At 69.1% G+C, this 22338-nt stretch carries 19 protein-coding genes and 1 pseudogene; 12 read left to right on the plus strand and 8 right to left on the minus strand.

The genetic code is table 11. The features are described from left to right. Positions 1–65 precede the first annotated feature (65 nt). From E1161_RS25355 to mdlC, 3 genes are all read left to right on the plus strand, one after another. The gene (locus tag E1161_RS25355) at positions 66–617 is read left to right on the plus strand and encodes a DUF4334 domain-containing protein (protein WP_132627255.1); all 552 of its coding nucleotides are present in this window, start codon (positions 66–68) and stop codon (positions 615–617) included. Positions 618–675: 58 nt separating this feature from the next. Continuing rightward, positions 676–1317: a hypothetical protein gene (locus E1161_RS25360; protein ID WP_132627256.1), complete on the plus strand. Its 642-nt coding sequence runs from the start codon at positions 676–678 to the stop codon at positions 1315–1317. 74 nt (positions 1318–1391) lie between these two features. Continuing rightward, positions 1392–2987: a benzoylformate decarboxylase gene (mdlC, locus tag E1161_RS25365; RefSeq protein ID WP_132627257.1), complete on the plus strand. Its 1596-nt coding sequence runs from the start codon at positions 1392–1394 to the stop codon at positions 2985–2987. Between the two features lie 189 nt (positions 2988–3176). Here mdlC and E1161_RS25370 read toward each other — a convergent pair whose 3' ends face one another. From E1161_RS25370 to E1161_RS25390, 5 genes are all read right to left on the minus strand, one after another. Beyond that, positions 3177–3998, minus strand: a complete 822-nt coding sequence (locus E1161_RS25370) for an ABC transporter ATP-binding protein (RefSeq protein ID WP_132627258.1) — start codon at positions 3996–3998, stop codon at positions 3177–3179. A gap of 5 nt (positions 3999–4003) precedes the next feature. Then, positions 4004–4810 carry an ABC transporter permease gene (locus tag E1161_RS25375; protein WP_132627259.1) on the minus strand — a complete coding sequence of 269 codons (807 nt, stop codon included), beginning with the start codon at positions 4808–4810 and terminating at the stop codon, positions 4004–4006. A gap of 88 nt (positions 4811–4898) precedes the next feature. After that, positions 4899–5666 (minus strand): ABC transporter permease, encoded by a 768-nt coding sequence (locus tag E1161_RS25380; RefSeq protein ID WP_132627260.1) that lies wholly within the window; start codon positions 5664–5666, stop codon positions 4899–4901. A gap of 7 nt (positions 5667–5673) precedes the next feature. Beyond that, positions 5674–6687 (minus strand): ABC transporter substrate-binding protein, encoded by a 1014-nt coding sequence (locus tag E1161_RS25385; RefSeq protein WP_235875300.1) that lies wholly within the window; start codon positions 6685–6687, stop codon positions 5674–5676. Positions 6688–7179: 492 nt separating this feature from the next. Continuing rightward, complete coding sequence (locus E1161_RS25390) at positions 7180–8193, minus strand: ABC transporter substrate-binding protein (RefSeq protein WP_132627261.1); 1014 nt, start codon at positions 8191–8193, stop codon at positions 7180–7182. A gap of 571 nt (positions 8194–8764) precedes the next feature. On the opposite strand from E1161_RS25390, the gene E1161_RS25395 reads away from it, so the two are divergent. The 5 genes and pseudogenes from E1161_RS25395 (at position 8765) to E1161_RS28455 (ending at position 14145) form a co-directional block, all read left to right on the plus strand. Continuing rightward, positions 8765–12112, plus strand: a complete 3348-nt coding sequence (locus E1161_RS25395) for a sensor histidine kinase (RefSeq protein ID WP_132627262.1) — start codon at positions 8765–8767, stop codon at positions 12110–12112. Positions 12113–12132: 20 nt separating this feature from the next. After that, positions 12133–12539 (plus strand): annotated as a pseudogene (locus tag E1161_RS27775) (roadblock/LC7 domain-containing protein). Between the two features lie 31 nt (positions 12540–12570). Further along, on the plus strand, positions 12571–13359 hold the full coding sequence (locus tag E1161_RS25405; protein WP_132627264.1) for a DUF742 domain-containing protein: 789 nt from the start codon (positions 12571–12573) through the stop codon (positions 13357–13359). Continuing rightward, entirely contained in the window at positions 13340–13939 is a 600-nt protein-coding gene (locus tag E1161_RS25410; RefSeq protein ID WP_132627265.1) for a GTP-binding protein, read from the plus strand. The genes E1161_RS25405 and E1161_RS25410 overlap by 20 nt, the downstream gene beginning before the upstream one ends. An 80-nt stretch (positions 13940–14019) precedes the next feature. Continuing rightward, entirely contained in the window at positions 14020–14145 is a 126-nt protein-coding gene (locus E1161_RS28455; protein WP_268951424.1) for a hypothetical protein, read from the plus strand. Here the strand turns inward: E1161_RS28455 and E1161_RS25415 are convergent. Continuing rightward, positions 14122–16374 carry a helicase-associated domain-containing protein gene (locus tag E1161_RS25415; protein ID WP_132627266.1) on the minus strand — a complete coding sequence of 751 codons (2253 nt, stop codon included), beginning with the start codon at positions 16372–16374 and terminating at the stop codon, positions 14122–14124. The genes E1161_RS28455 and E1161_RS25415 overlap by 24 nt on opposite strands. A gap of 332 nt (positions 16375–16706) precedes the next feature. Between E1161_RS25415 and E1161_RS25420 the strand changes: the two genes are divergently transcribed. From E1161_RS25420 to E1161_RS25435, 4 genes are all read left to right on the plus strand, one after another. Further along, positions 16707–16892 carry a hypothetical protein gene (locus tag E1161_RS25420; RefSeq protein WP_132627267.1) on the plus strand — a complete coding sequence of 62 codons (186 nt, stop codon included), beginning with the start codon at positions 16707–16709 and terminating at the stop codon, positions 16890–16892. A 264-nt stretch (positions 16893–17156) separates the two neighbouring features. Beyond that, positions 17157–18611, plus strand: a complete 1455-nt coding sequence (locus E1161_RS25425; protein ID WP_132627268.1) for an NAD-dependent malic enzyme — start codon at positions 17157–17159, stop codon at positions 18609–18611. A gap of 259 nt (positions 18612–18870) precedes the next feature. Next, complete coding sequence (gene moaC / locus E1161_RS25430) at positions 18871–19356, plus strand: cyclic pyranopterin monophosphate synthase MoaC (protein ID WP_132627269.1); 486 nt, start codon at positions 18871–18873, stop codon at positions 19354–19356. Positions 19357–19408: 52 nt separating this feature from the next. Continuing rightward, positions 19409–20335: a molybdenum cofactor biosynthesis protein MoaE gene (locus E1161_RS25435; RefSeq protein ID WP_132627270.1), complete on the plus strand. Its 927-nt coding sequence runs from the start codon at positions 19409–19411 to the stop codon at positions 20333–20335. A 352-nt stretch (positions 20336–20687) separates the two neighbouring features. Here the strand turns inward: E1161_RS25435 and E1161_RS25440 are convergent, their stop codons facing one another. Both E1161_RS25440 and E1161_RS25445 read right to left on the minus strand, forming a co-directional pair. After that, a complete protein-coding gene (locus tag E1161_RS25440) occupies positions 20688–21290 on the minus strand; it encodes a LysM peptidoglycan-binding domain-containing protein (RefSeq protein ID WP_132627271.1) in 603 nt (200 codons plus the stop codon). A gap of 737 nt (positions 21291–22027) precedes the next feature. Continuing rightward, positions 22028–22336: a MoaD/ThiS family protein gene (locus E1161_RS25445; RefSeq protein ID WP_132627272.1), complete on the minus strand. Its 309-nt coding sequence runs from the start codon at positions 22334–22336 to the stop codon at positions 22028–22030. Positions 22337–22338 lie beyond the last annotated feature (2 nt).

Here is a 22338-nt window from a genome sequence, read left to right on the forward strand (position 1 = left end):
GGATTGTGGGTGGTGATGGGGTGGTGGGAGCGTTTCGTCGATCTTGTTCGGGTGCGAGGAGTGACATGGTTGCGGAGAACGCGGGGGAGCGGTTGCGGGAGTTGGAGCCCGGGGCCCGACTGGAGGACGTGCTGGAACTGTTCGACTCGCTGCCCCCGGTGCGGGTCGAGGAGCTGGTGGGCACTTGGCGCGGCAACGGGATCGACACCGGGAACCCGTTCGACGGGCTGCTGGAGCGGTTCGGCTGGTACGGCAAGCGCTTCGGAGGACCCGAGGACGCCCATCCGCTGCTGTTCGCTGCGAGCGGTGGTCGCGTGCAGAGCATCAACCCGGCGTTCGTGCCGGTCAGGCTGATGCTCGGCGTCGCCGACAAGCTCAACAACCCCGTCGTGGCGAAGCTGTTCCGGATCTTGATGCCGCTGATGACCACGAGCGAGCCCCGTGCGCGGCTGCGGATGGTCGAGTACCGGGGCGTGTCCTCGGCGGCGATGGTCTACGACGCGCTGCCGATCCACGACCCGTTCCGCAAGGTCGACGACGACACGCTGCTGTGCGCGATGGACCTGCGCGGCATGGACGCGCCGTTCGTGTTCGTGCTGCGCCGCGATGCCGCGTAGGAACGCGTTTTCCCTGGCTGGGTAGATTGCTGGTGGCGTACTCGACCTCGGAGGACTTGTGACCTACCCACCGCAACCGGATCCTCACGGTGCGCAGTCCGGGCCGCATCCGGGCGGCTGGCCCGGTCAGCACCCGCAGCAGGGCTACCCGTACCCGCAGCAGGGTTCCGACGCCTTCTGGCGCCAGGTCGCGGGCAACCAGCAGCCACCTCCGCAGCCCGAGAAGAAGCGCACCGGTCTGTTCGTCGGGCTCGTCGTCGGCGTGCTGGTGCTGGCCGGGGGCATCATCGGGATCTCGCTGGCGGTGATCGCCAGCAACCGGATCGAGGCCGGCGACTGCATGGAGCTGCTCGACGAGCGCGGTGGCCCGATGGCTCCCGCCGACTGCGGTTCGGCCGAGTCCGACTACGAGGTGGTCGACGTCCAGACCCGCCAACTCGCCGAGTGCGGTGACGACTACGTCAACTACTTCGAGGGCAACGCCTACTGCGCCGTCCTCGACGTCAAGGTGGGTGACTGCCTGACGCCCTTCCAGGAGGACGAGGGCGTCCTGCCGTTGAAGATCGAGTGCTCCCGGTCGGAGGACCAGGTCACCAGGATCGTCGGTGGGCAGGACCCGGAGTCCGCGTGCGGGGAGGACGAGGGCTACTACGTCTTCACCCGCAAGACCGTGTGCTTCGGGGACGTTCGGGGCGTCTGAATGTTCACTACCGCTGACGAAGCCGGTCTGCTGTGATGGGGCACGACGATCGGTGGGGCGAGGAGGCAGTACGCATGGGCAGCGAGGATGGCACGGTTCGCGGCATCACCCGGGGTTTGATGCGTGAGCTCGGGCTGACCACGGTGTTCGGCAACCCGGGCACGACGGAGGTCCCCTTCCTGACGGGATGGCCCGACGACTTCCACTACGTGCTCGGACTGCAGGAGTCCGTGGTGGTCGCGATGGCCGACGGCTACGCGCAGTCCCGCCGCGAACCCGTGCTGGTCAACCTGCACTCGGCCGGTGGTGTCGGGCACGCGCTGGGCGCGGTGTTCACCGCCTACCGCAACCGCACCCCGATGATCATCACCGCTGGTCAGCAGACCCGCAGCCTGATGTTCAACGAACCGTTCCTGGGCGCCACCGAGGCGCCGAACTTCCCCAAGCCGTACGTGAAGTGGAGTTACGAGCCGGCCAGGGCCGCGGACGTCCCGGCAGCGCTGGTGCGCGCCTACCAGGTGGCGACGACCCCGCCGTACGGTCCGGTCTTCCTGTCCGTGCCCGCCGACGACTGGGACGAGCCGGGCGTGGCGGTCCCCGCGCGCCCGCGCACGCCGGGCTTCGCGCCCGACCCGCAGGCCATCGCGGGGCTCGCCGAGGCGTTGCGCAACTGCGAGCGGCCCGCGTTCGTGGCCGGTCCGGCGGTCGATGCCGACGGCGTGGTGGACGAGGTGGTGCGGCTGGCCGAGAAGACCAAGGCCGCCGTGTACGCACCGCCGATGTCGCCGCGCTGCTCCTTCCCGGAGGACCACCCGTGCTTCGCCGGCTTCCTGCAGCCCGAGCAGCGGCTGCTCAGCCAGGAGCTCTCCGGCTACGACCTGGTCGTGGTGTGGGGAGCTCCGGCGTTCACCTACCACGTCTACCGGGGTGAGGCCGAGGTCGCGCTGCCCGAGCTGTTCCTGGTCAACGACGACGCCGACGTGCTGGCCCGCGCCCGCTCCGGACGAGGCGTGATGGGCACGATGAGCCACGCGGTTCCGCAGGTCAACGCGCTGGTCGACGATCTGGACCGATCGGCGCCGAAGACCATGGCGCGGCCGGACAAGCCCGCCCCCAGCACGCCGATGACGGCCTCCTACGTCTTCGACGCCCTCGTCGGTCAGCTCCCCGCCGACGCGGCCGTCGTCGAGGAGGCCCCGAGCCACCGCAACGACCTGCACGAGTACTTCCCGGTCCGCTCCACCGACGGCGGGTTCTTCACCGGCTTCTCCGGAGCGCTGGGCTACGGCGTCGGCGCCGCGGTCGGCGTCGGCATGGCCAACACCGACCGGCGGACGGTTGCGCTGCTCGGCGACGGTTCGAGCATGTACGGCATCCAGTCGCTGTGGACGGCCGTGCGCGAGCAGGCCCCCGTCACGTTCCTGATCATGGACAACTCGCGGTACGCCGCCGTGGCCGTGCTGGGCGAGGCCGCCGGGGGCAGCAAGCTGCCGGGCGTGGACTTGGGCGGGATCGACTTCGTCTCACTGGCAACCAGCCTCGGATGCCCGGCGAAGCTCGTCCTAACCCCGGAGGAGCTGGCCGAAGCCCTGCCGGAGGAGTTCGCGGGCAAGCAGGGGCCCAGCCTGCTGCACATCAAGGTCGACCCAGGCCAGCGCTTCCTGTACTGAGCCCTCGTTCCCCACTCGTCCTGCTCGGCGGTGCGGGCGGCGGAACCTGAGACGGCTCGGGACTCCAGGCGTCACTCCTCGCGCGTTGCCCGGGTGAGGAGCAAGCGGTTCCGCCGCTTGCGCGCACGTGGATGACGAAGAGGCGGCCCCGACGAGCTGTGTTCGGGGCCGCCTCCTGGCTCTCGCAGATCAGATGACCTGTGTGGTCTCCGCGGCTGCGGCCGGGGCCGCTCCTGCGCTCTTGACGTCGAGGAGGCGGGCCACCTCGCTGCGGAGGTGCACGAAGGTCTCGGACTCCCTGGTGGTGATCTGGTCGCGCTCGGTGCCGAGCGGGATCTCCAGGTCCTTGACGATCGTGGCCGGGGACTTCGACAGCACGAAGACCCGGTCGGAGAGGTAGATGCTCTCGTCGATGTCGTGGGTGACCAGCAAGACCGTGCTGTCGAACTGCTTGCGGACCCGCAGCAGCAGGTCCTCCAGTTCGAACCGGGTCTGGGCGTCCACCGACGCGAACGGCTCGTCCATCAGCAGCAGCGCAGGCTGGCAGGCCAGGGCGCGGGCGATGGAGACCCGCTGCTGCATGCCACCGGAGAGCTGCCACGGGTACTTCTTGGCCGCGGCCGACAGACCGACCCACTCCAGGACCTCGTCGGCGCGCTCGCGCCGCTCGGACCGGCTGACGCCGCGGGCCTGCAGCGGGAACTCGACGTTGGCGCGCACCGACTTCCACGGGAACAGCGAGCGGCTGTAGTCCTGGAACACCACGGCAAGGTCGCTGGGCACGCCGTCGACCGCCTCGCCGTGCAGCCGCACGTCGCCGGAGGTCGGCTTGATCAGGCCGGAGATGCCGCGCAGCATCGTCGACTTGCCGCAGCCGGAGGGGCCGACGATGCACGCCAGCTCACCGGTGCGGACCTCGAAGGTGAGGTCGGCGATGGCCTGGTGCCCGTTCGCCCCGCCGTAGCGGTGACCGAGTCCGGAGACTTCCAGCATCGTGTTCGTTCGGGTCATTTCGGTCAGCCTCCGACAACTTGGTCAGCCGACGCCTGCGAGGGCTGCCAGCTCAGCGCACGGCGTTCCACCACGAGCAGCAGGGTGTTCAGTACGTATCCGAGGACGCCCAGCAGGACGATCCCCGCCCACATCGCCGGGAAGTCGAACTGCCGCTGGTCGTACATCAGCCGGTAGCCGATGCCGTTGGTGGAGCCCACCAGCTCCGACACGACCATCAGCACCAGCGACAACGACAGGCTAACCCGCAGCCCGGCGAAGATCTTGGGCGTCGCCGCGGGAAGCACCACGCCGGTGATCCACTGGGCGCGCGGGATGCGGAACGACCGCGCGGTGTCGACCTTGACCTGGTCCACCGAGCGGACGCCGTCGACGGTGTTGAGCAGGATCGGCCACACGACGCTGAACACGATCACGGTGATCTGCATCGACGAACCGATGCCCAGCAGCACGATGAACACCGGGACCAGCACCGGTGAGGGGATGGCGCGCATGAACGCCATCAGCGGCCCGACGAAGTCCAGCAGGTTGCGCGAGCGGCCGAGCAGCGTGCCCACCGCGACGCCGATGACCGCGGCCAGCGCCCACCCCATGGCGACCCGGCCGAGGCTGGCGAACAGGTCGCCGGTTGCCTCGCTGGTCAGGAAGAGCGATTCCGGAGGTCCGGAGAACCACTTCTGACCGGCCGTGGCGAGGATCTTGCTCGGCGAGGGGAAGAACGGGTGCTGCGCGTTCTGGGTCAGCAATTCCCACAGCAGGACCGCGATGATGAGCACGAGCCATTGGCGGAGGAATCCACGCGTTCTCTTCACGACGCACCCCGCAACCCGAAGTTGAATTCCAGTGAATTCGCGATGTCAATTCCCGGGAGGTCGTGAATGCCGGGAAAGAGGTGGCCCGTCACACTGCCTCCCGATCGACCGCGCTCCACGCCAGACCGCGCTTGTGCACCGTTTCCAGCGCCTCGTTGATGAGGTAGCCGACGATGCCCGCGACGATCGTCCCGGCCAGCACCAGGTCCATCCGCCCGGCACCGGTCGAGGCGTCGAGCACGAAGCTGCCGAGCCCGCTGCCGCCTCCTGCCAGGAACTCGGTGCTGACCACCAGGATCAGCGCCACCGAGGCCGACATCCGGATGCCGGTGAGCACGAACGGCGCGGCGTTGGGCAGCAGCACGGTGAACATCGTGCGGACCCGACCGAAGCCGAAGGACCGCGCGGTGTCCACCATCACCGGGTCGACCTCGTCCAACGCGTAGATGGTGTTGAACAGGATCGGCCACACCGCCGCGTACACCGCGAGCGCGATCTTGGTCTCCGGGCCGGAGCCGACCAGCACGATCGCCAGCGGGATCAGCGCCACGGAGGGGATCGGCCGGAGGAATTCGATGATCGCGCGGGTGGCCACCCGGATGCCGCGCACGCTGCCCAGCAGCAGCCCGGCGGGCACGGCGATGCCGATGGAGATGCCCAGCGCGATGGCCCAGGCCAGCACGCTCGCGATCAGGTCGAGCAGGAAGTAGGGGTCGCCGAGGAGCTCGACGAACCTGGACAGCACCACCGAGGGCGGTGGGAAGTACTGGGGGTCGACGAGCCCGGACCTGCTGAAGGCTTCCCACAACAGCAGGAAGCCCAGCAGGCCGAGCAGACCCCGGATTGTTCTGGTCATGTCCCGATCAGCTCTGCGGCGGCTTGATGATCATGCTCGCCACGTCGACGTCCTTTGTGATGTAACCGAATTCCAGCATCAATCGCGGAACACGCTGCAAGCGGGTGGCATCTGCGCGTGCGTTCAGCTTCAGCAGTGTGATGATGGACGCAGTCTCCTGGTCGATCTTGGCGAACCTCGGCAGCAGCGGCTCGATCTTGGCGCGGTCCTGCGCTTCGGACACCGCGGCGGTCATCGCGCGCTGGAAGGCGGCGACGGTCCTCGGGTTCTTCTCGGCGAACTCGGAGTTGGAGACGTAGCCGCCCAGCGGCAGGTCCTCCAGCGGGCCGGCCGTGGTGTCGAGCACCGGCACGGCGTCGGCGTCGCGCGCGGCCAGGGTCAGGAAGGGCTCCACGACCATCGCGGCGTCGACCTGGCCGGTCTTGAGCGCGTTGGGCATGTTGATGAAGCCCAGCGGCACCATCTGCACCTTCTCGAAGGGCACGTCGTTGGCCTTCATCGAAGCCTTGACCAGCAGCTCGGAGATGGTTCCGGGACCCGAGATCGCGATCCGCTTGCCCGCCAGGTCCTGCGCGGTGCGCACCCCGGAGTTCGGCGCGGACATGATCAGGCAGCTGTTGGGCACCGCCGACATGCAGTCGGCGACGATCTTGAGGTTGGCCACTCCCTTGGCTTGCGCCGCGAAGATCGGCACGTAGCTGGAGAAGGTGATGTCGAGGTCGCCGCCGATGGCGCTGTTGAGGGCGGCGCCGCCGTCGGAGGCGGGGACGATCTCGACGTTGAGGCCCTCGCGCTGGAAGTGACCGGCTTCGGCCGCCAGGTACAGCGGGGCGAGCTCGGCGGTGGGCAGCGCACCGACGCGCAGGTTGGCCTTCTCCACCTGGTCGTTCCCGGACGACTTCTGCTCCGCACCACCCAGCAGCCCGCAACCGCTGGATCCCATCAGCGCGCCTGCGGTGGCCACACCGCCTGCGATCTTGAGCAGGTCGCGGCGGGCTATCGGGCGGTTCTTCGGACGCATGGCGTTTCCTCCTGGCATGGCGAGGTGTGGGCCTGTGCGGGCCCTGGCGGCTGGAGCGACTTGCGTGGACCGAGGCCGTTGCGGCCGGATGCGGGACTGCGTGCGCAGGGGTGATGGTTCCGCTGGGCACGTCCCGTGTCCTCGAGATCACCGACTGCATCGGTGCGCAGAACTCTAGATACCTGATCAGTGGGCGACAACAAGACGTAATGGGCTCGTTGTGTCCATTACTCGAAGGTGTGTCCCCGGTCACTCATTGGCGAGAGCAAATAACACGAAGAGTAACGCCACATCGCAAACGAGTGATCAAGCGCCAACAACGTGAAATACACGGTGAGGAGACGACAAAAGCCGCAGGTGCTTCGTTCGTGACGAAGCACCTGCGGCTGGGCCGGTCCCGCGGCGGGGTCCGGTTGCTGGGCCGGTCGATCCTCCTCAGCACTTCGGCTGATCGGATCGGGCCGGCCCTCAGCCCTGGGGCTGACGCGAGGGTCAGCCCTGCGCCGGCTGGACGATCATCTTGGACACGTCGACGTCCTTGTCGAGGAAGCCGAAGTCCTTCATCAGGCGCGGAACGCGCTGCAGGCGCGTCGCGTCGGCGCGCGAGTTGAACTTCAGCAGCGAGATGATCGCGGCCGTGTCCTTGTCGATCTTGGCGAACTCCGGCAGCAGCGGCTCGATCTTCGACCGGTCCTGCGACTCGGCCACCGCGCGGTCCATCGCGCGCTGGAAGGCCGCGACGGTCTTGGGGTTGTCCTGCACGAACTTCGCCGTCGCGCCGTAGCCGGTCAGCGGCAGGTCCTCCAGCGGACCGGTGTTGGTGTCGGCCACCGGAACCGCTCCGCTGGCGCGCGCGGCCTGCGTCAGGAACGGCTCGGTCAGGATCGCCGCGTCCACCCGGCCCTGCTGGAGTGCGGCCGGCATGTTGATGAACGGGATCGCCGTGAACTCGGACTTGGAGAAGTCCACGCCGTAGGCGCGCATGGTGGCCTTGACCAGCAGTTCAGAGATGGTGCGCGGTCCGGAGATGGCGATGGTCTTGCCCGCCAGGTCCTGCGGCGTGCGCACCTTCGACGAGGGCGAGGTCATGATCGCGGTCGTGTTCGGGGCACCCGCGCCGCAGTCGGCCACGATCTTCAGGTCCGCCACGCCCCTGGCCTGGGCTGCGAAGAAGGGCACGTAGCTGGCGTAGGTGATGTCGTAGTCACCGCCGATGGTGCTGGTCAGAGCCGCACTGCCGTCCGAGGTCGTGACGATCTCGACGTTGAGGCCCTCCTGCTTGAAGATGCCGTTGCGCACGGCCAGGTGAAGGGGGGCGAGGTCGGTGACCGGCATGGCGCCGACCTTGATGTTGGGCTTCTCGACCGTGCCGTCACCGCTGCCAGCCGATTCGGAGCCGCCCAGCAGGCCGCATCCGCTCGCGCCCATCAGCGCTCCGGCGGTAGCCGTTCCACCTGCGAGTTTGAGCAGACCTCTCCGCGACATAGCGCGATTGGCCAGGGTCATCGAGTCCTCCTTGCAACAGCACGACATGGGGCGCGCCGGGCGCTGCGTGAGCTCCGCCGGCTCGGCGCGGACAACCCCGAGCAGGGTCCGGCAGTTGCGACTGTGCACTGTGGACTTGGCCACGACCTTCAACGGAGGCGCCGGCGCTGGCCGGGCACACGCGCGATGGCCGTGACGGGTGGGGCGCGAAAAGGACTGTAGAGGTTTGAACTATCGGGTTACAACCAGGCGTAACCAACTATGGGTCACACGTTTGGCCCAGCTGTTGCCAAAGGCACTCTGAAGAGTGACGGTGGCCCGTATTGGGGGCCTGACTTGTGACGTCGGGTTAAGTATAGTCTCGCCCGTCGAGGTGACCGGCCTCTGCTTCGGGGGAATGCACGTTGTGACCAGGGAGTGTGATGGCAAGCCCGGCTGACAGAGTCGGGGTCTGCGGAAACTCGATCGCCGAGGTGACGTGGACCCGCTCGTGGGGACCCGACGCGACCGCGTCGGTTCGCGGGCGCATTCCCAGCACGATGATCTCCACTGCCACGGCACGGAAGGGCAGCTAGCCGTGGCGGTTCCGCACATGTCCGCCGCAGCGCAGGAAACAGGGATGCTCAACAACGACCCCGCGACCGCACCCGGCACAGCCGATCCGGCTGCCGCCCGGACCAAGAAGTGGTGGCTGCGCAACTGGCGCCTCCGGTACAAGATGGCCGCCGTTCTGCTCGTGCCGACCCTGGCCGCGCTGGGCGTCGGTGGCGTTCGCATCTACGACGGTCTCAACAGCCAGTCGCAGATGCAGACCATCGTCGACCAGGTCGAGTTGGCGCAGCAGACCTCCGACCTCACCCACGAGCTGCAGCGCGAGCGGGACTTCGCGATCGTGCTCACCACCTCCAACGGCGGTAGCGCGGGCACCGACTACGAAGCGCAGGGCCGTCGGGTCGACGCCGGCGTCCAGCGGGTGCTCGCGTTCGAGTCGCAGATGGCCGGTTTCACCCCCGAGGTCCGCTTCGCCTTCCGAAGCGCTGAGCACCGGCTCGACAGCCTCGGAGCGCTGCGCGGCACCGTCAACGGCGGCTTCACCAGCCCGCAGACGATGATCGCCTACAACTCCGTGATCGACACGCTGCTGTCGATCAACAACCAGGTCGCCAACTCCGCGGCCAACACGGCGACCGCGCAGACCGCCCGCGCGGCCGACTCCGTAGGCCAGGCCAAGGAGCAGCTCGCCCGGCAGCGCTCGATCCTGCTCAGCGCGTCGCTGCGCAACCAGTTCCTGACGGGTCAGCCCGCCCAGATGCGCGCCGCCGACGCGCGCTACGAAGCAGCCTTCGGAGAGTTCGAGGCCGCGGCCACCCAGGAGCAGCGCGCCCTGTTCGCCGAGCGGGTCGCCGGTGCGGCGGTCGACCGCAGCGAGCAGCTGGAGCAGAGCTCGCTGATCGCGTACGACAACGATCAGCAGGACCAGAACCTCGGCGTCTCCCCGGCGGACTGGGGACAGCAGTCCGGGCAGCGCACCGACCTCGTCCGCGAAGTCGAGTCCGACGTCCTCGAAGACCTGCACTCCGACGCCACTTCGCTGGCCGACTCCGCGACGTGGACGCTGGTCCGCGACTCCGCCCTGGTGGCGCTGCTGCTGATCGTGGCGTTCGGCGTGGCGACCTACATCGCCCGCTCGATGCTGCGACCGCTGCGGACCCTGCGCTACAGCGCACTGGAGATCGCGCAGCAGAGCCTGCCGGACGCGATCAACCGGGTCACCGAGAACCCGGGCGCGTCCCACCAGACAACGGTGCCGACCGTGCCGGTCTACACCGACGAGGAGATCGGGCAGGTCGCCCGCACCTTCGACGCGGTGCACCAGCAGGCGCTGCGGCTGGCCGTCGAGCAGGCCATGCTCCGCAACAACGTCAACGACCTGTTCGTCAACCTCGCCCGCCGGTCGCAGACCCTGGTGCAGCGGCAGCTGGCCCTGATCGACCGCCTGGAGCAGGACGAGCAGGACCCGGACCAGCTGTCCAGCCTCTTCGAGCTGGACCACCTGGCCACCCGAATGCGCCGGAACAACGAGAACCTGCTGATCCTCGGCGGCACCGACCTCACTCGGCGCACCATGCGGCCGGTCCCGCTCAACGAGGTGCTCGGCGCCGCCGTCTCCGAGGTCGAGCAGTACGCCCGGGTCGCCGTGGTCGACGCCCCCGAGCTGGCCCTGCAGGGCCGCGTGGTCAACGACTTCGTGCACCTGGTCGCCGAGCTGCTGGAGAACGCCACGGTGTTCTCCAACCCGGACACCGAGGTCACGGTCCGCACCGCTTACCGCCGCCAGCAGCTGGTCATCGAGATCCGCGACCGCGGCGTGGGCATCGATGCCGGCGAGGTCGACGAGATCAACGAGCGGCTCGTGCGGCCGCCGGAGATCGACGTCGCGGTTTCCCGCCGCATGGGTCTGTTCGTGGTCGGTCAGCTGGCCCGCAGGCACAACATCGAGGTCGAACTCGGCAACAACGAGGGCCTGGAAGGTGGTGTCACGGCGACCGTCCGCCTCAGCGGCGAGCTGGTCGTGCAGCTCACCCCGGACGGCCCGGTGCCGATGCCCGACATGCCGCGCACCGTCCAGCCCGAGGAGCGCGGTCAGCTCGGCGAGACCGGCACCCAGCTGGGCCTGGCCGCCGCCTTCGGCGGTCGTGCCGCCGCGGGCAACAACGGTCACCAGCCGGGTCTGGACCCACCGACCAGCCGCGCCGAGCTGCCGAGCCTGAGCAGTTCCGAGCCGCCGACTTCTTTCACCTCGTTGAACCAGGCGGCGATGGACGCCGACGACTCGGCACCGGGTGTCGCGTCGTTCAACGGTCACAGCTTCGCCGACGAGCCGGGCGACTACGACGCGGAACTGCCCGCGCAGTACTCCGTGACGATGTCCTCCGGCGATTCGTTCGGCGCGACGAGCGTCCCCCAATGGGAGGATGACGGCCGGGCGCCCCACGACGACGGTGTCGGGGCGGAAGCCTGGCCGGATCTCGACCCGGGCTTCGACGGGCAGTGCGGTGCACCGTCGGAGACCTCGTCGACCGACCTGTTCCACAGCCCGTTCGAGGCGGAGAAGACCAAGAACTTCGCCCCGTCCGAGCCCTTCGGCGCCGACGAGCACCGGAATGGCTCCAGTGGTGCCGACCTGAACGGGAGCGAGCCCGACGGCGGTTCCCTGAACGGCAACGGCCTGAACGGCAGTGGAATAGGCGCGGCATTCGGTGGCGGCCAAGAGGGCGCCCCAGGAGACGGAAGCCGGTCCGAGCCGGCGTCGGAGCCCTGGGAGTCCGAGAGCGCATCCCTGCGAGGCACTCCCGACCTGGAACACCCGGGCTTCGACGGCGGATCACCGGCACGCGCCGACGACGAGCCGAGGGAGTCCTGGGACATGGACGATGCGCCTACCCAACGCCTGCCGATATACGAAGCCGTGCTCTCGCAGTGGTTCCGGGAGTCCGATGTCGAGGACTCGACCCCGGCCGCTGCCGACCCCGAACCCGCCGAACCGGAAACCGCCGCGCCCTCGACCCCGTCGAACTCCGCGCCGGAACCGGTCGTCGACGAAGTTCCGCGAACCACCACGCCCGATCCGGGCTGGGGGCGAGCGGATGTCGGTTGGAAAGCCGCCGAGGCGCTCCTGCAGACCCACGAGGTCCAGGAGACGACCGCGGCCGGACTTCCCAAGCGGGTCCCGAAGACCAACCTCGTGCCCGGCTCGGCAGCACCCCGATCCCCGCAGACACCTCGCCGCAAGCCCGCCGCCCCGCGCTCGGCTGATGCCGTTCGCGGTCGCATGGCGAACTTCCAGCAGGGCGTCCATCGGGGCAGGCACGCCAAAGCCGAACCGGTTTCCACCGAACTTCCCCGCTCGAATCCGAGCCGTCCCGAGGAGCAGGAGTGAACGGGTCCGTGCAGCAACCGATGAGCAGCAACAGCTTCAGTTGGCTGATCACCGACTTCGTGCGCGGGTACCCGGCGTGGCGCACTCGGTGGTCGTGTCCGCGGATGGTCTGCTGCTGGCCGGCTCCCAGGGCTTGCCGCGTGACCGCGCCGAGCAGCTTTCCGCCGTCGCGTCAGGTCTTGTCAGTCTCACCCAAGGCGCAGCGCGCTGCTTCGAAGCAGGCGAGGTGACCCAGACCGTCGTCGAGATGGAGCAGGGCTACCTCTTCCTGATGTCGATCAGCGACGGCTCGTGCCTGGCCGTGCTCGCCGCGCCCAACGCCGACATCGGCTTGGTCGCCTACGAGATGACCCTGCTCGTGGAGCGGGTCGGTCGTCAGCTCACGCCTGAGCTGCGCGCGCAGCTGCAAGGCATGGGACGCCGGTGATTCCGGCTGGGAGAGCTGAGGGGAGCTGACCATGAACGCCGGTTCCGAGCCCAGCTGGGACGGTGACCTGTTCCGCCTCTACAACAAGCGGCTGAGCGCGGAGTCCTGGCAGGACGACTTCGTCGATGACACCCCGTCCGGCCAGGGCGGCGGTGCCATCGGCGGGTACGACCGCGCGCTGTTCGGGGGACCGGGTGCCGACCTGTTCGGGTCGGGCGGATACGGCGACGCCTCCTCGGGCGTGCAGAACTACGCCCAGCAGGACGGTTGGAACAAGCAGGATCCCCGCGCAGCTGCGGACAACTGGAGCTCCCAGGACCGCGGCACCCCGGCTCCGCGTCCGCGCCCGGACAGCGGCCCGCCGTCGGTGTCGATGCCGTCCATCTCGCAGTCGATGTCACCGATCTCCGGCTCGATGCCGTCGATCTCCGGCTCGATGCCGTCGATCCCGCCGATGGACGACATGGAAGCCGAGGACAGCGGCGGTTCACTCGTTCGGCCGTATGCCCGCACTCGGGGGCGTACCCGCACCGATTATGATCTTGCTATCGAGACGTTGGTAAGCACCAGCGAACGAGGTCGCAACCAGGCGACCCAATCCCGGCCCGAGCACCGCTCGATCTCCGAGCTGTGCCAGGAGGCCCGTTCGGTCGCCGAGGTCGCCGCTCACATGCGGCTGCCACTCGGCGTGGTGCGGGTGCTGATCGGCGACATGGCCGACACCGGGCTGGTTCTGATTCATGACAGTGGCATGGTCGTCGGTGATCGGCCGTCCATGGAGTTCTTGGAGAGGGTGCTCAGTGGGCTTCGCAGGCTCTGATCCCCGGTCGCAGCAGCCGAGCAACCAGAAGACTTCGACGAAGATCGTGGTTGCCGGTGGTTTCGGCGTCGGGAAGACGACGTTCGTCGGTTCGGTCTCGGAGATCGTGCCGTTGACCACCGAAGCGGTGATGACCGAGGCCAGCGTCGGCGTCGACGACCTCACCGCCACGCCGGGCAAGGTCACCACGACCGTCGCGATGGACTTCGGCCGCGTCTCGCTCGACTCGGACCTGATCCTGTACCTGTTCGGCACGCCCGGCCAGCACCGGTTCTGGTTCATGTGGGACGACCTCGTGCGCGGCGCGATCGGTGCCGTCGTGCTGGTCGACACGCGGCGGCTTGCGGACGCGTTCGCCTCGATCGACTTCTTCGACGATCGGGGGCTGCCCTACATCGTCGCGGTCAACACCTTCGACGGCCTCGCGCATCACCGCATGGAGGACGTCCGCGAAGCGCTGACCATCGCCGAGTCGGTCCCGATGATCACCGTCGACGCCCGAGACCGGGAGTCGACCAAGAAGGCGCTCATCACGCTGGTCGAGCACGCCATGCGCCAACGCCTCGCGACTTCTCACTAGCTGTGTCGTGGTCGCTCTGCTCAGCGGTGCGGGTGGCGGGACCTGACACGCCGCCTGGACTTCTGCGCCACTCCTGATGTGTGCCAGCACACGACGTCGCGGCGTACTCGCCGGACGACGTGCGCGGGCTGAGCCCGCACCTGGAGCAGCGACTGCGCCGCTGCTCCAGGCAGTCCTCCGGGTCAGTCCTCGACGAGGGCTACTGATGTGATGCGGTGCAGGGGGAAGTTCCCGAGTTCGTCGTTGGCCGCGTCGACTCCTTGGAGGACGCCTCCGCCTACGCTGACCGGGCGCACGACGTGCTGGCTGCGGACGCCGTGGGTGTCCACGAAACCCAGCCACACGCTGCGCTCCTCGGTCGCCGCGTCGCGCAGCAGCGCCAGGGTCGCCTCGGCGCTCGGGCGGCCCCGCTCGGGCACCACCGCGCGACCCCGGCGGGCAGAACCGGCGATGTCGTTGGCGCGCAGCTGCGTGACCATCGATCCCAGCTGCTCGGCGCTGGGCACCGACGGCCCGTAGGACGTGCGCTGCCGGGTCTTGCCGCGGGTGCGGCGCCCGCTCGCGCGCAGGTCCAGCACGTTGCCGTCGGGGCCCTCGGCGACCGGTGCGAAACCGGTTGCGCGGAGCCGCTCCACGAGGTCCGCCAGGGGCAGCGGGCTGATCAGCACGGTCGGCGCGATGCGCCGCAGCTCCAGCTCCTCGCTCGCCGGAGTCGCCAGCACCTCGGCCAGCACGACCGGATCGTCGCAGCGCAGGAAGGCTGCTGCGGTTCCGGCTCGGAGCTTGCCGTGGCGGCGCGCCACGTCGTCGATCAGGTACGTCAGCGCCTGCGGGACGGGCGTCTTCGACCGGTCCCGGAACAACGCGTGCAGGTCGTCGGCGGTGTAACCGGCGTCCAGCGCCCGGCGCACGCTGGCCTCGCCGACCCGGTAGACGGTGGCGCTGCCTGCGGACTCGACGTCGGCGACGAGCTTCATCTCCGCCGCCAGGTCCGGCTCCAGCCGTCCCGGCGCGACGACCGTCAGGTCCGCTTGCACCAGCACGTGGTCCAGCGGATCGGGCAGCACCTCGCGGAGCCGGTGGCCGGCCTCGGCCGGGCCGTCGAACAGCAGCGCGCGACCTGCGGTGGTCATCGCGTCCAGCGCTACGACGCCCAGCGCGGTCGCCTCGGACAGCGTCCAGCGCACCAGGTCGTCGCGCAGCCGACCGGCGTGCCGTGGCGCCCGCCAGGCCAGCACGGTGGCCACGTCGTCCGGGCGGGCGCCGCAACCGCCGGGGAGTTCGTCGAGGTAGTCGAGGATGCGTCGCCGGTCCCTCGGCGCCAGCGGGCGGCTCAGCTCGTCCGACAGCGGCCCGATCAGCCGGTCCTTCTCATCGCGCGCACCGGTCAGCCCCGGCAGCCGGGGGAGTTCCAGCCACGCGGCCGCCAGCACGGCCCAGCGGTGCTCGACAGGAGAAGCCATCCAGGTGTCGGAGGCGATCGTCGGCAGCCAGCGCGGTTCGGCGTCCTCGGTGCGGTCCAGCAGACCGGCGGCGACGGCCACCTCCACCAGCAGCGACATGTGCTGCTCATCGACCTCCAAGATCTTGGCGGTGCGGCGGACGTCGCGGATGCCGACCCCGCCCGAACGCAGCACGTCCGGCGGATCGGTCTCCCACGCGAGCAGCAGTTCCTCGACGTGCCGCAGCAGTTCCAGCGCCGCGCCACCGGCGGTGCTGTCCACCCGCTCGCGGTCGGTCTGGGTGAGTTCAGGGGCGGGTTCCTCGGGTTCGATCCGGCCCATCGGCTGATCCCCGCGCACCGCGAGCGCCAGCTGCCGAGGCAGTTCCACGGTCTCGGTGTCGCGGCGCAGCAGCAGCCCCCGGGCCAGCAGCCGCTGGACCGGGTTCGTCGCGCGTTCCAGCGGGACGTGCGCGGAAGCGTCCTTGGTGCGGCCGATGGGGGAGCCGTCGGCGAGCTTGCCGACCAGCCGCCGCTCCTCCTCGTCCAATTCGGCCAAGGCCGCCTTGGCGGTCACCTCGGTCAGGTCGTCGGCCGGTCGCCCCAAGCCCCCGGGGAACGTCGGCAGCACCTCGCGAGCGGTGCCCGCGATCTCCAGCGAGTCGTCGTCGCCCCACACCAGCGCCAGGTCGCGCAGCGCGTTCACCGTCCGGCGGACCCGCTGCACGGTGACCTCGCTGCCCAACAGGTCGGCCACCGCGTCCAGCCCGACGGGTTGTTCGTCGGCGTCCAGCAGGACAAGCGCCTCCATCACGCTCAGCGCGAAGGAGTCCAGCTCCTCGCAGGCGCGGGCCACCGATGATCGCTGCGCCACCCGGGAGCCGAGCACGGACAGGTCGGCGGGCGGTGGCGTCGCCAGGTCCGGGCGCGCGCGCAGCAGAGCGACGAGCTGCTCGTCGCCGCGGTCGCGGAGCCAATTTCCAACTGGAGGCATCACGCCCACGATACCCAGTGGCAGCCCCCACCTCCCCACCTCGACACCCACCCACCGCGCGACACCAGCCCACCAACGCCGGGCCCAACGCAACCGGTCGCCCCACTCGGCGGCTCCTGACAGGCCCCGACCACCGGCGCCGGCTGACCCGGATCACCGCCGCAGTCGGGTCCTGATCACGGCGGTGATCCGGTCACACCCAACTCCGGGAGAGCGACGTGCCTGGGCAGGAGGGGCCGGAGATGTGCAAGCTGCGACACCCTTGGGTGAGTTCGATCGCCCCGATCCGGCAAACTGGAGTTGCCCGCAGCCGGAATGCACAGGAGGACGACGTGGCCGGCAAGACCAAGAAGGACCGCATCGACCCGACATGGCCGCAGGCCGGTGCCGGAGAGCACCCGGTCAGCGAGCTGGTGGCCGACAAGCAGGGCGCCCTGTCGCCGTTCGGGGACACCACGTTCCCGCTGAACGACGACGCCGTCCAGTACGAGCACCCGGTCACGGTCATCAACAAGTGAGACCCCTGTCGCCGAACCGGCCGGGTGCCGGTTCGGCGTCGAAACCGGCACCCGGCGAACGCGTCCTGTCAATACTGACTCACGAGTAACCCACCGGATCTAGCTCACAAGCAGGAAAGTTTTAGGCTTTTTCGTGCTGGGTGAAGTTCCGGTCGCTTGGCGGGCCAGAATGGCTTGCGTGCCGGGTAGGCGATCTGCTTCGGCGGTCAGACCGTCGGGGGCGGCACCCACGTCCATAGCCGTTCGCTCGACAGGGGTGTGCCAATGCCGGTTCCAGGTCCTGGTTACTCGATCACCGTTCGCGTCGAGGCTCCGCCGTCGACGACCGCCGCAGGCGACCTGACCAGCGCGATCGGGCGTGCGGGCGGTGTGATCACGGCGTTCGACGTGGTCGAGTCGCACGCCGACCGCATCGTCGTCGACATCACCTGCAACGCTCTGTCGGCCGATCACGCCGGCGAGGTCACCGAGACCCTCGAAGCGCTGCCCGGTGTGCGCGTCCGCAAGGTCTCCGACCGGACCTTCCTGGTGCACCTCGGCGGCAAGATCGAGGTCAACTCCCGCGTCGCGCTCGCCAACCGCGATGACCTCTCCCGCGCCTACACCCCGGGTGTCGCCCGGGTGTGCACCGCGATCGCCGAGAACCCCGACGACGCCCGCCGCCTCACCGTCAAGCGCAACGCCGTCGCCGTGGTCACCGACGGCTCCGCCGTGCTCGGCCTGGGCAACATCGGCCCGGAGGCCGCGCTGCCGGTCATGGAGGGCAAGGCGGCGCTGTTCAAGAAGTTCGCGGGCGTCAACGCCTGGCCGGTCTGCCTGGACACCCAGGACACCGAGGAGATCATCCGCGCCGTCGAGCTGATCGCTCCCGTCTACGGCGGCATCAACCTCGAGGACATCGCCGCCCCTCGCTGCTTCGAGATCGAGGCGCGGTTGCGCGAGAAGCTCAACATCCCGGTCTTCCACGACGACCAGCACGGCACCGCCATCGTCGTGCTCGGCGCGCTGCGCAACGCCCTGCGCGTGGTGGACAAGGACATCGCCGACTGCCGCATCGTGGTCTGCGGTGTGGGCGCGGCGGGTTCAGCGATCATCCGGCTGCTGCAGAACAAGAAGCCCGCCGACATCATCGCCGTCGACATCAACGGCATCGTGCACGCCGGGCGCGGCGACGCCGACGAGAACCTGCGCAACATCGCCTCCACCACCAACAACGAGGGCCGAACTGGCACGCTGTCCGACGCCGTGCGCGAGGCCGACGTGTTCATCGGCGTCTCGGCGCCCGACCTGCTCTCCGCCGACGACGTGGCGAGCATGAACTCCGACGCGATCGTCTTCGCGCTGGCCAACCCGGACCCGGAGATCGACCCGCTGGAGGCCCAGCAGCACGCCACCATCGTGGCCACCGGGCGCAGCGACTACCCGAACCAGATCAACAACGTGCTGGCCTTCCCGGGCGTCTTCCGCGGGCTGCTCGACGCGCACGCCCACCAGATCACCGACGACATGATGCTCGCGGCGTCCAACGCGATCGCCGACGTCGTCGACGGCGAGCGCCTCAACGCCTCGTTCATCGTCCCCAGCGTCTTCGACAACGCGGTCGCCCCGGCCGTCGCGGACGCGGTCAAGAAGGCGGCGCTGGCGGCCAAACCCGCCGAAACCGCCTCGCGAGGTGGCTCGTCCATGCCCTGGAGCATGGCCGAAGACCTCGACTACTAGTAGCTGTTGAGGCATCGCGCTGCTCGGCGGTGCGGCGTCAGCGACCCGCGAAGCGGGAAGCGCAGCGGTACGAAGCCGCTCAAGACCTCACCCGGCGCCGGCTGGGTCCCGCACCGGAACAGCGGTTCCCCGCATTCCTCAACAGGGCATGAGGTCGGCCGACGCCGTCCGCGGGGGGACGTGATCACGAGATGATCGCGTCCCCCTCTCCGCCTTCCCTCCACCCGGCCGGGGACGGCGGTCCTCTAGGCTTTCAGACATGGCGCAGGATGAGCTCACCCATGTCGACGCGGCCGGTGCCGCGCGCATGGTCGACGTGTCCGAGAAGGACGCCACCGCCCGCGAGGCGGTGGCCAGCGGAGTCGTGCGCACGACTGCCGAGGTGATCACGCTCCTGCGCCGCGACGGCCTGCCCAAGGGCGACGCCGTCGCCACCGCCCGGCTCGCCGGGATCATGGGCGCCAAGCGCACGCCGGACCTCATCCCGCTGTGCCACCCCATCGCCATCTCCGGCGCCAAGGTCGAGCTCGAACTCGGCGACACCGAAGTCCGGATCACCGCCGCGGTCAAGACCACCGACCGCACCGGTGTCGAGATGGAGGCGCTGACCGCGGTCGCCGTCGCCGGGCTCGCGCTGCACGACATGATCAAGGCCGTCGATCCCGGCGCCGTGCTCGACGCCGTCCGCGTCGAGCGGAAGGAAGGCGGCAAGACCGGTCTCTGGGAGCGAACCGAAGCGGACTAATCCGCCGCTCGCCGTCGTTGCACCAGGGTCGGGCCATCCACGGGAGGTCTCCATGACGAGGACCGCGCGAGTCGTCGCCGCGTCCAACCGCGCCGCCGCCGGGATCTACGAGGACCGCACCGGTCCGGTGATCGTGGAGTGGCTGCGCGACCGCGGCTACGAGACACCCGAACCGTTCGTGGTGCCCGACGGCGACCCCGTCGGCGATCAGTTGCGCACCGCCGTCAACGCCGGCGTGGACGTCGTGATCACCACCGGTGGCACCGGCATCAACCCCACCGACCGCACCCCCGAGGTCACCGGGCAGGTCCTCGAGCACCAGATCCCCGGTCTCGCGGACGCGATCCGGGCTGCCGGACTCCCCGAGGTCCCCACCGCCGTCCTCTCCCGAGGGCTGGCGGGCGTCAGCGGTCGCACGCTGATCGTGAACCTCCCGGGATCCACCGGCGGGGTCAAGGACGGCCTGGGCGTCCTCGAAGGCGTTCTGAACCACGCGGTCGATCAGCTCCACGGTGGCGACCACCCCGGATCGGCGACCGCACCGGCGCACACCCCCGCCGAGGTCCTGCGGGCCGATGTCGTGGACGAGCACATCGACGTCGAGTCGTTGGCCCGGTCGGTGGAGCACAACGCGGCCGGAGCCGTGGTGACCTTCGGCGGGGTCGTGCGAAACCACGACGGCGGCCGGGGAGTGCTGGAACTGGAGTACACCGGGCACCCCATCGCGCAGGACGTGATCCAGGAGGTAGCCGCCGACATCGCCGGGCGGTTCGAAGGCGTTCGCGCCATCGCCGTCTCGCACCGCGTCGGGATGCTCAAGATCGGTGACGTCGCGCTCGGCTGCGCGGTCGCCGCTGAGCACCGCAAGCAGGCGTTCACCGCCTGCTCAGAGCTCGTCGACGAGGTCAAGCGCCGGCTGCCCATCTGGAAGCGCCAGGTCTTCGACGACAACACGGAGGAATGGGTCAACTGCCCGTAGCTCGTGGGAACTGCTCTCTGGTTCTACTGCTCAGCGGTGCGGGTGGCCGAACCTGACACGCCTCCCGCCTCCAGGTTCCGAGGCTTGAGTGCGCGCGGATGCGCGGCGCTGCGGCTGTTCTCCAGAGGACGTGTCATGGACCCGCGGCGGTGCCCGCTCGGGTGGGCAGTTGAGAAGGCATCTTCGGTGCTTGCCTGACGAGCTCGGGCCTGTTCAGCAAGAAACCCCCTCCACCGCTCAGGGGGCTTCGCGGTGGAGGGGGTTTCTCTGGCGGAGCACGTGCCGTGTCGGGGGAGACGGCGCGTGCGTCCTTGCCGGTCGGCCTTGGGGGGATTGCCTGACCGTGCAGGTGTTACTTCACGTCGAGTTGCTGACCCGGGAAGATGAGGTTCGGGTCGCTGATCACGCTCGAGTTCTTCGCGGCGATGTCCTGGTAGTTCACGCCGAACTGCTGGGCGATCTTGCCCAGGGTGTCGCCCGCCTTGACGGTGTAGTCGGCGCCGTCCGCCTTGACCGTGGACCTGGTCTTGGTGGTGGTCGTGGTCTTCTTCTTGGGCGTGGTCTCGATCTTGGTGCTCGACTTGGTCGAGCCGCTGGTCCAGTTCAGCTTCGCGCTGCAGCCCGGCCAGGCGTTCTTGCCCTGGGAGGCGAGAACCTTCTCCGCGACGGCGATCTGCTGCTCGCGCGTGGCGTTGTGAGCGCTGCTGGCGTACTGGGTGCCGCCGTAAGCGGCCCAAGTCGACGGGGTGAATTGGAGGCCGCCGTAGAAGCCGTTGCCGGTGCGGGCGCTCCAGTTGCCGCTGCTCTCGCACTTGGCCAGAGCGTCCCAGTCCGCGGCGTTGGCGGGTGCGGCGATCGCGATCGGGGTGGCGACCACAGCGCCGGCAACGGCGATCCGGGCGAAGTTGCGCTTGGTATTCGAAGGCTTGCGGTGCTTGCCCTTGTAACTGGACATGTCCCTCTCTCCTACCGCGCCTCGGGTCGAACCCTCGGTCTGGCTCCTTCGGAGGAGCCGGGTTCACGCCCGCCGGTCTCGGGGGAGCCGGCGGCGTCTCGGGGCTTTCGGGGGGCCCTGAGACGTCCCTCGTTCCTGTCCGGTTCTGTTTCGTTTTCGGGGTGAGAGCCCGCTGGACAGGTTCGGCGCCACGGGCTCTCGAGTTCCTTGCTGATCGGTTCGGGGCCGACCGAGGAGCGACACTACGTAACCAATCCGAAGATCGGAAATCATGGACCATGTGACGCTGGTCACAGTAACACCGGCGAAACGGGTGGCGATCCCGATCATTTTCGCTGATCAGAGCGTCGTTATCGGACCGTTTCCGGGCTGAAATCGATCACCGTGAGTGAGGCCTGGGTCACCACGATGCTCCCGCTGGGAAACCCCTGTCACGCGGTTACCAACCGTCGAGCGGGCGTGGATCACGCCAGTGCGTGGGGACGCGGATGGCCGAGCGCGAATGCAATTCGTATTGATGGAACCACGGAGCGTAGGTAGCCCGGTCGCTAGATCGGGTGGCTTTCAGGCGGGCGAGGGGTGGGCTCGGAAGGCGCTCTGAGAACCAAGATCGAATGAGCGAAGAATCATCCGAAAAGTCACCTGAACGAGGCTGTACGACGCGCCCGGGAATGTTGTATTCGCGCACCCGCACGCACGCGCGCAGAAGACACAGTGCACCGCCCTCGGCGGGCGGTTCAGCCGCCCGCGAACGGCGGCAGGACGTCGAGGGTGGCGTCGCCGGGAATGCGTGTGCTGCGGTCGCGCACGGCCACGCCGTCGAGGAGGAAGCTGCACGCGGGCAGCACCTTGGCCAGCTTCTCGTCGTGCTGGTTCAGCGCCGCCGCGATGGCGTCGGAAACCGTCGGAGCCGCGCCGTCCGGGCGGTGCAGCCGCACCGTCTCCTCGCGAACGCCAGCCGCCGCGCGAGCGCCTGCGAAATACCGGACCTGGACCGACACCGAACTCCTCGCCGGACCGGCGCTCTGCTCCGACACCGCGGTCATCT

The organism is Saccharopolyspora aridisoli, from assembly GCF_004348445.1.
GTDB lineage: Bacteria > Actinomycetota > Actinomycetes > Mycobacteriales > Pseudonocardiaceae > Saccharopolyspora > Saccharopolyspora aridisoli.

What these genes read in the sequence shown, in the direction of transcription:
- E1161_RS25355 (WP_132627255.1), top strand. Translation starts at nt 66, where the DNA reads ATGGTTGCGGAGAACGCGGGGGAGCGGTTGCGGGAGTTGGAGCCCGGG.
- mdlC (WP_132627257.1), top strand. Translation starts at nt 1,392, where the DNA reads ATGGGCAGCGAGGATGGCACGGTTCGCGGCATCACCCGGGGTTTGATG.
- E1161_RS25370 (WP_132627258.1), bottom strand. Translation starts at nt 3,998, where the DNA reads ATGACCCGAACGAACACGATGCTGGAAGTCTCCGGACTCGGTCACCGC.
- E1161_RS25380 (WP_132627260.1), bottom strand. Translation starts at nt 5,666, where the DNA reads ATGACCAGAACAATCCGGGGTCTGCTCGGCCTGCTGGGCTTCCTGCTG.
- E1161_RS25385 (WP_235875300.1), bottom strand. Translation starts at nt 6,687, where the DNA reads ATGCGTCCGAAGAACCGCCCGATAGCCCGCCGCGACCTGCTCAAGATC.
- E1161_RS25390 (WP_132627261.1), bottom strand. Translation starts at nt 8,193, where the DNA reads ATGACCCTGGCCAATCGCGCTATGTCGCGGAGAGGTCTGCTCAAACTC.
- E1161_RS25395 (WP_132627262.1), top strand. Translation starts at nt 8,765, where the DNA reads ATGTCCGCCGCAGCGCAGGAAACAGGGATGCTCAACAACGACCCCGCG.
- E1161_RS25405 (WP_132627264.1), top strand. Translation starts at nt 12,571, where the DNA reads ATGAACGCCGGTTCCGAGCCCAGCTGGGACGGTGACCTGTTCCGCCTC.
- E1161_RS25415 (WP_132627266.1), bottom strand. Translation starts at nt 16,374, where the DNA reads ATGCCTCCAGTTGGAAATTGGCTCCGCGACCGCGGCGACGAGCAGCTC.
- E1161_RS25425 (WP_132627268.1), top strand. Translation starts at nt 17,157, where the DNA reads ATGCCGGTTCCAGGTCCTGGTTACTCGATCACCGTTCGCGTCGAGGCT.
- moaC (WP_132627269.1), top strand. Translation starts at nt 18,871, where the DNA reads ATGGCGCAGGATGAGCTCACCCATGTCGACGCGGCCGGTGCCGCGCGC.
- E1161_RS25435 (WP_132627270.1), top strand. Translation starts at nt 19,409, where the DNA reads ATGACGAGGACCGCGCGAGTCGTCGCCGCGTCCAACCGCGCCGCCGCC.
- E1161_RS25440 (WP_132627271.1), bottom strand. Translation starts at nt 21,290, where the DNA reads ATGTCCAGTTACAAGGGCAAGCACCGCAAGCCTTCGAATACCAAGCGC.
- E1161_RS25445 (WP_132627272.1), bottom strand. Translation starts at nt 22,336, where the DNA reads ATGACCGCGGTGTCGGAGCAGAGCGCCGGTCCGGCGAGGAGTTCGGTG.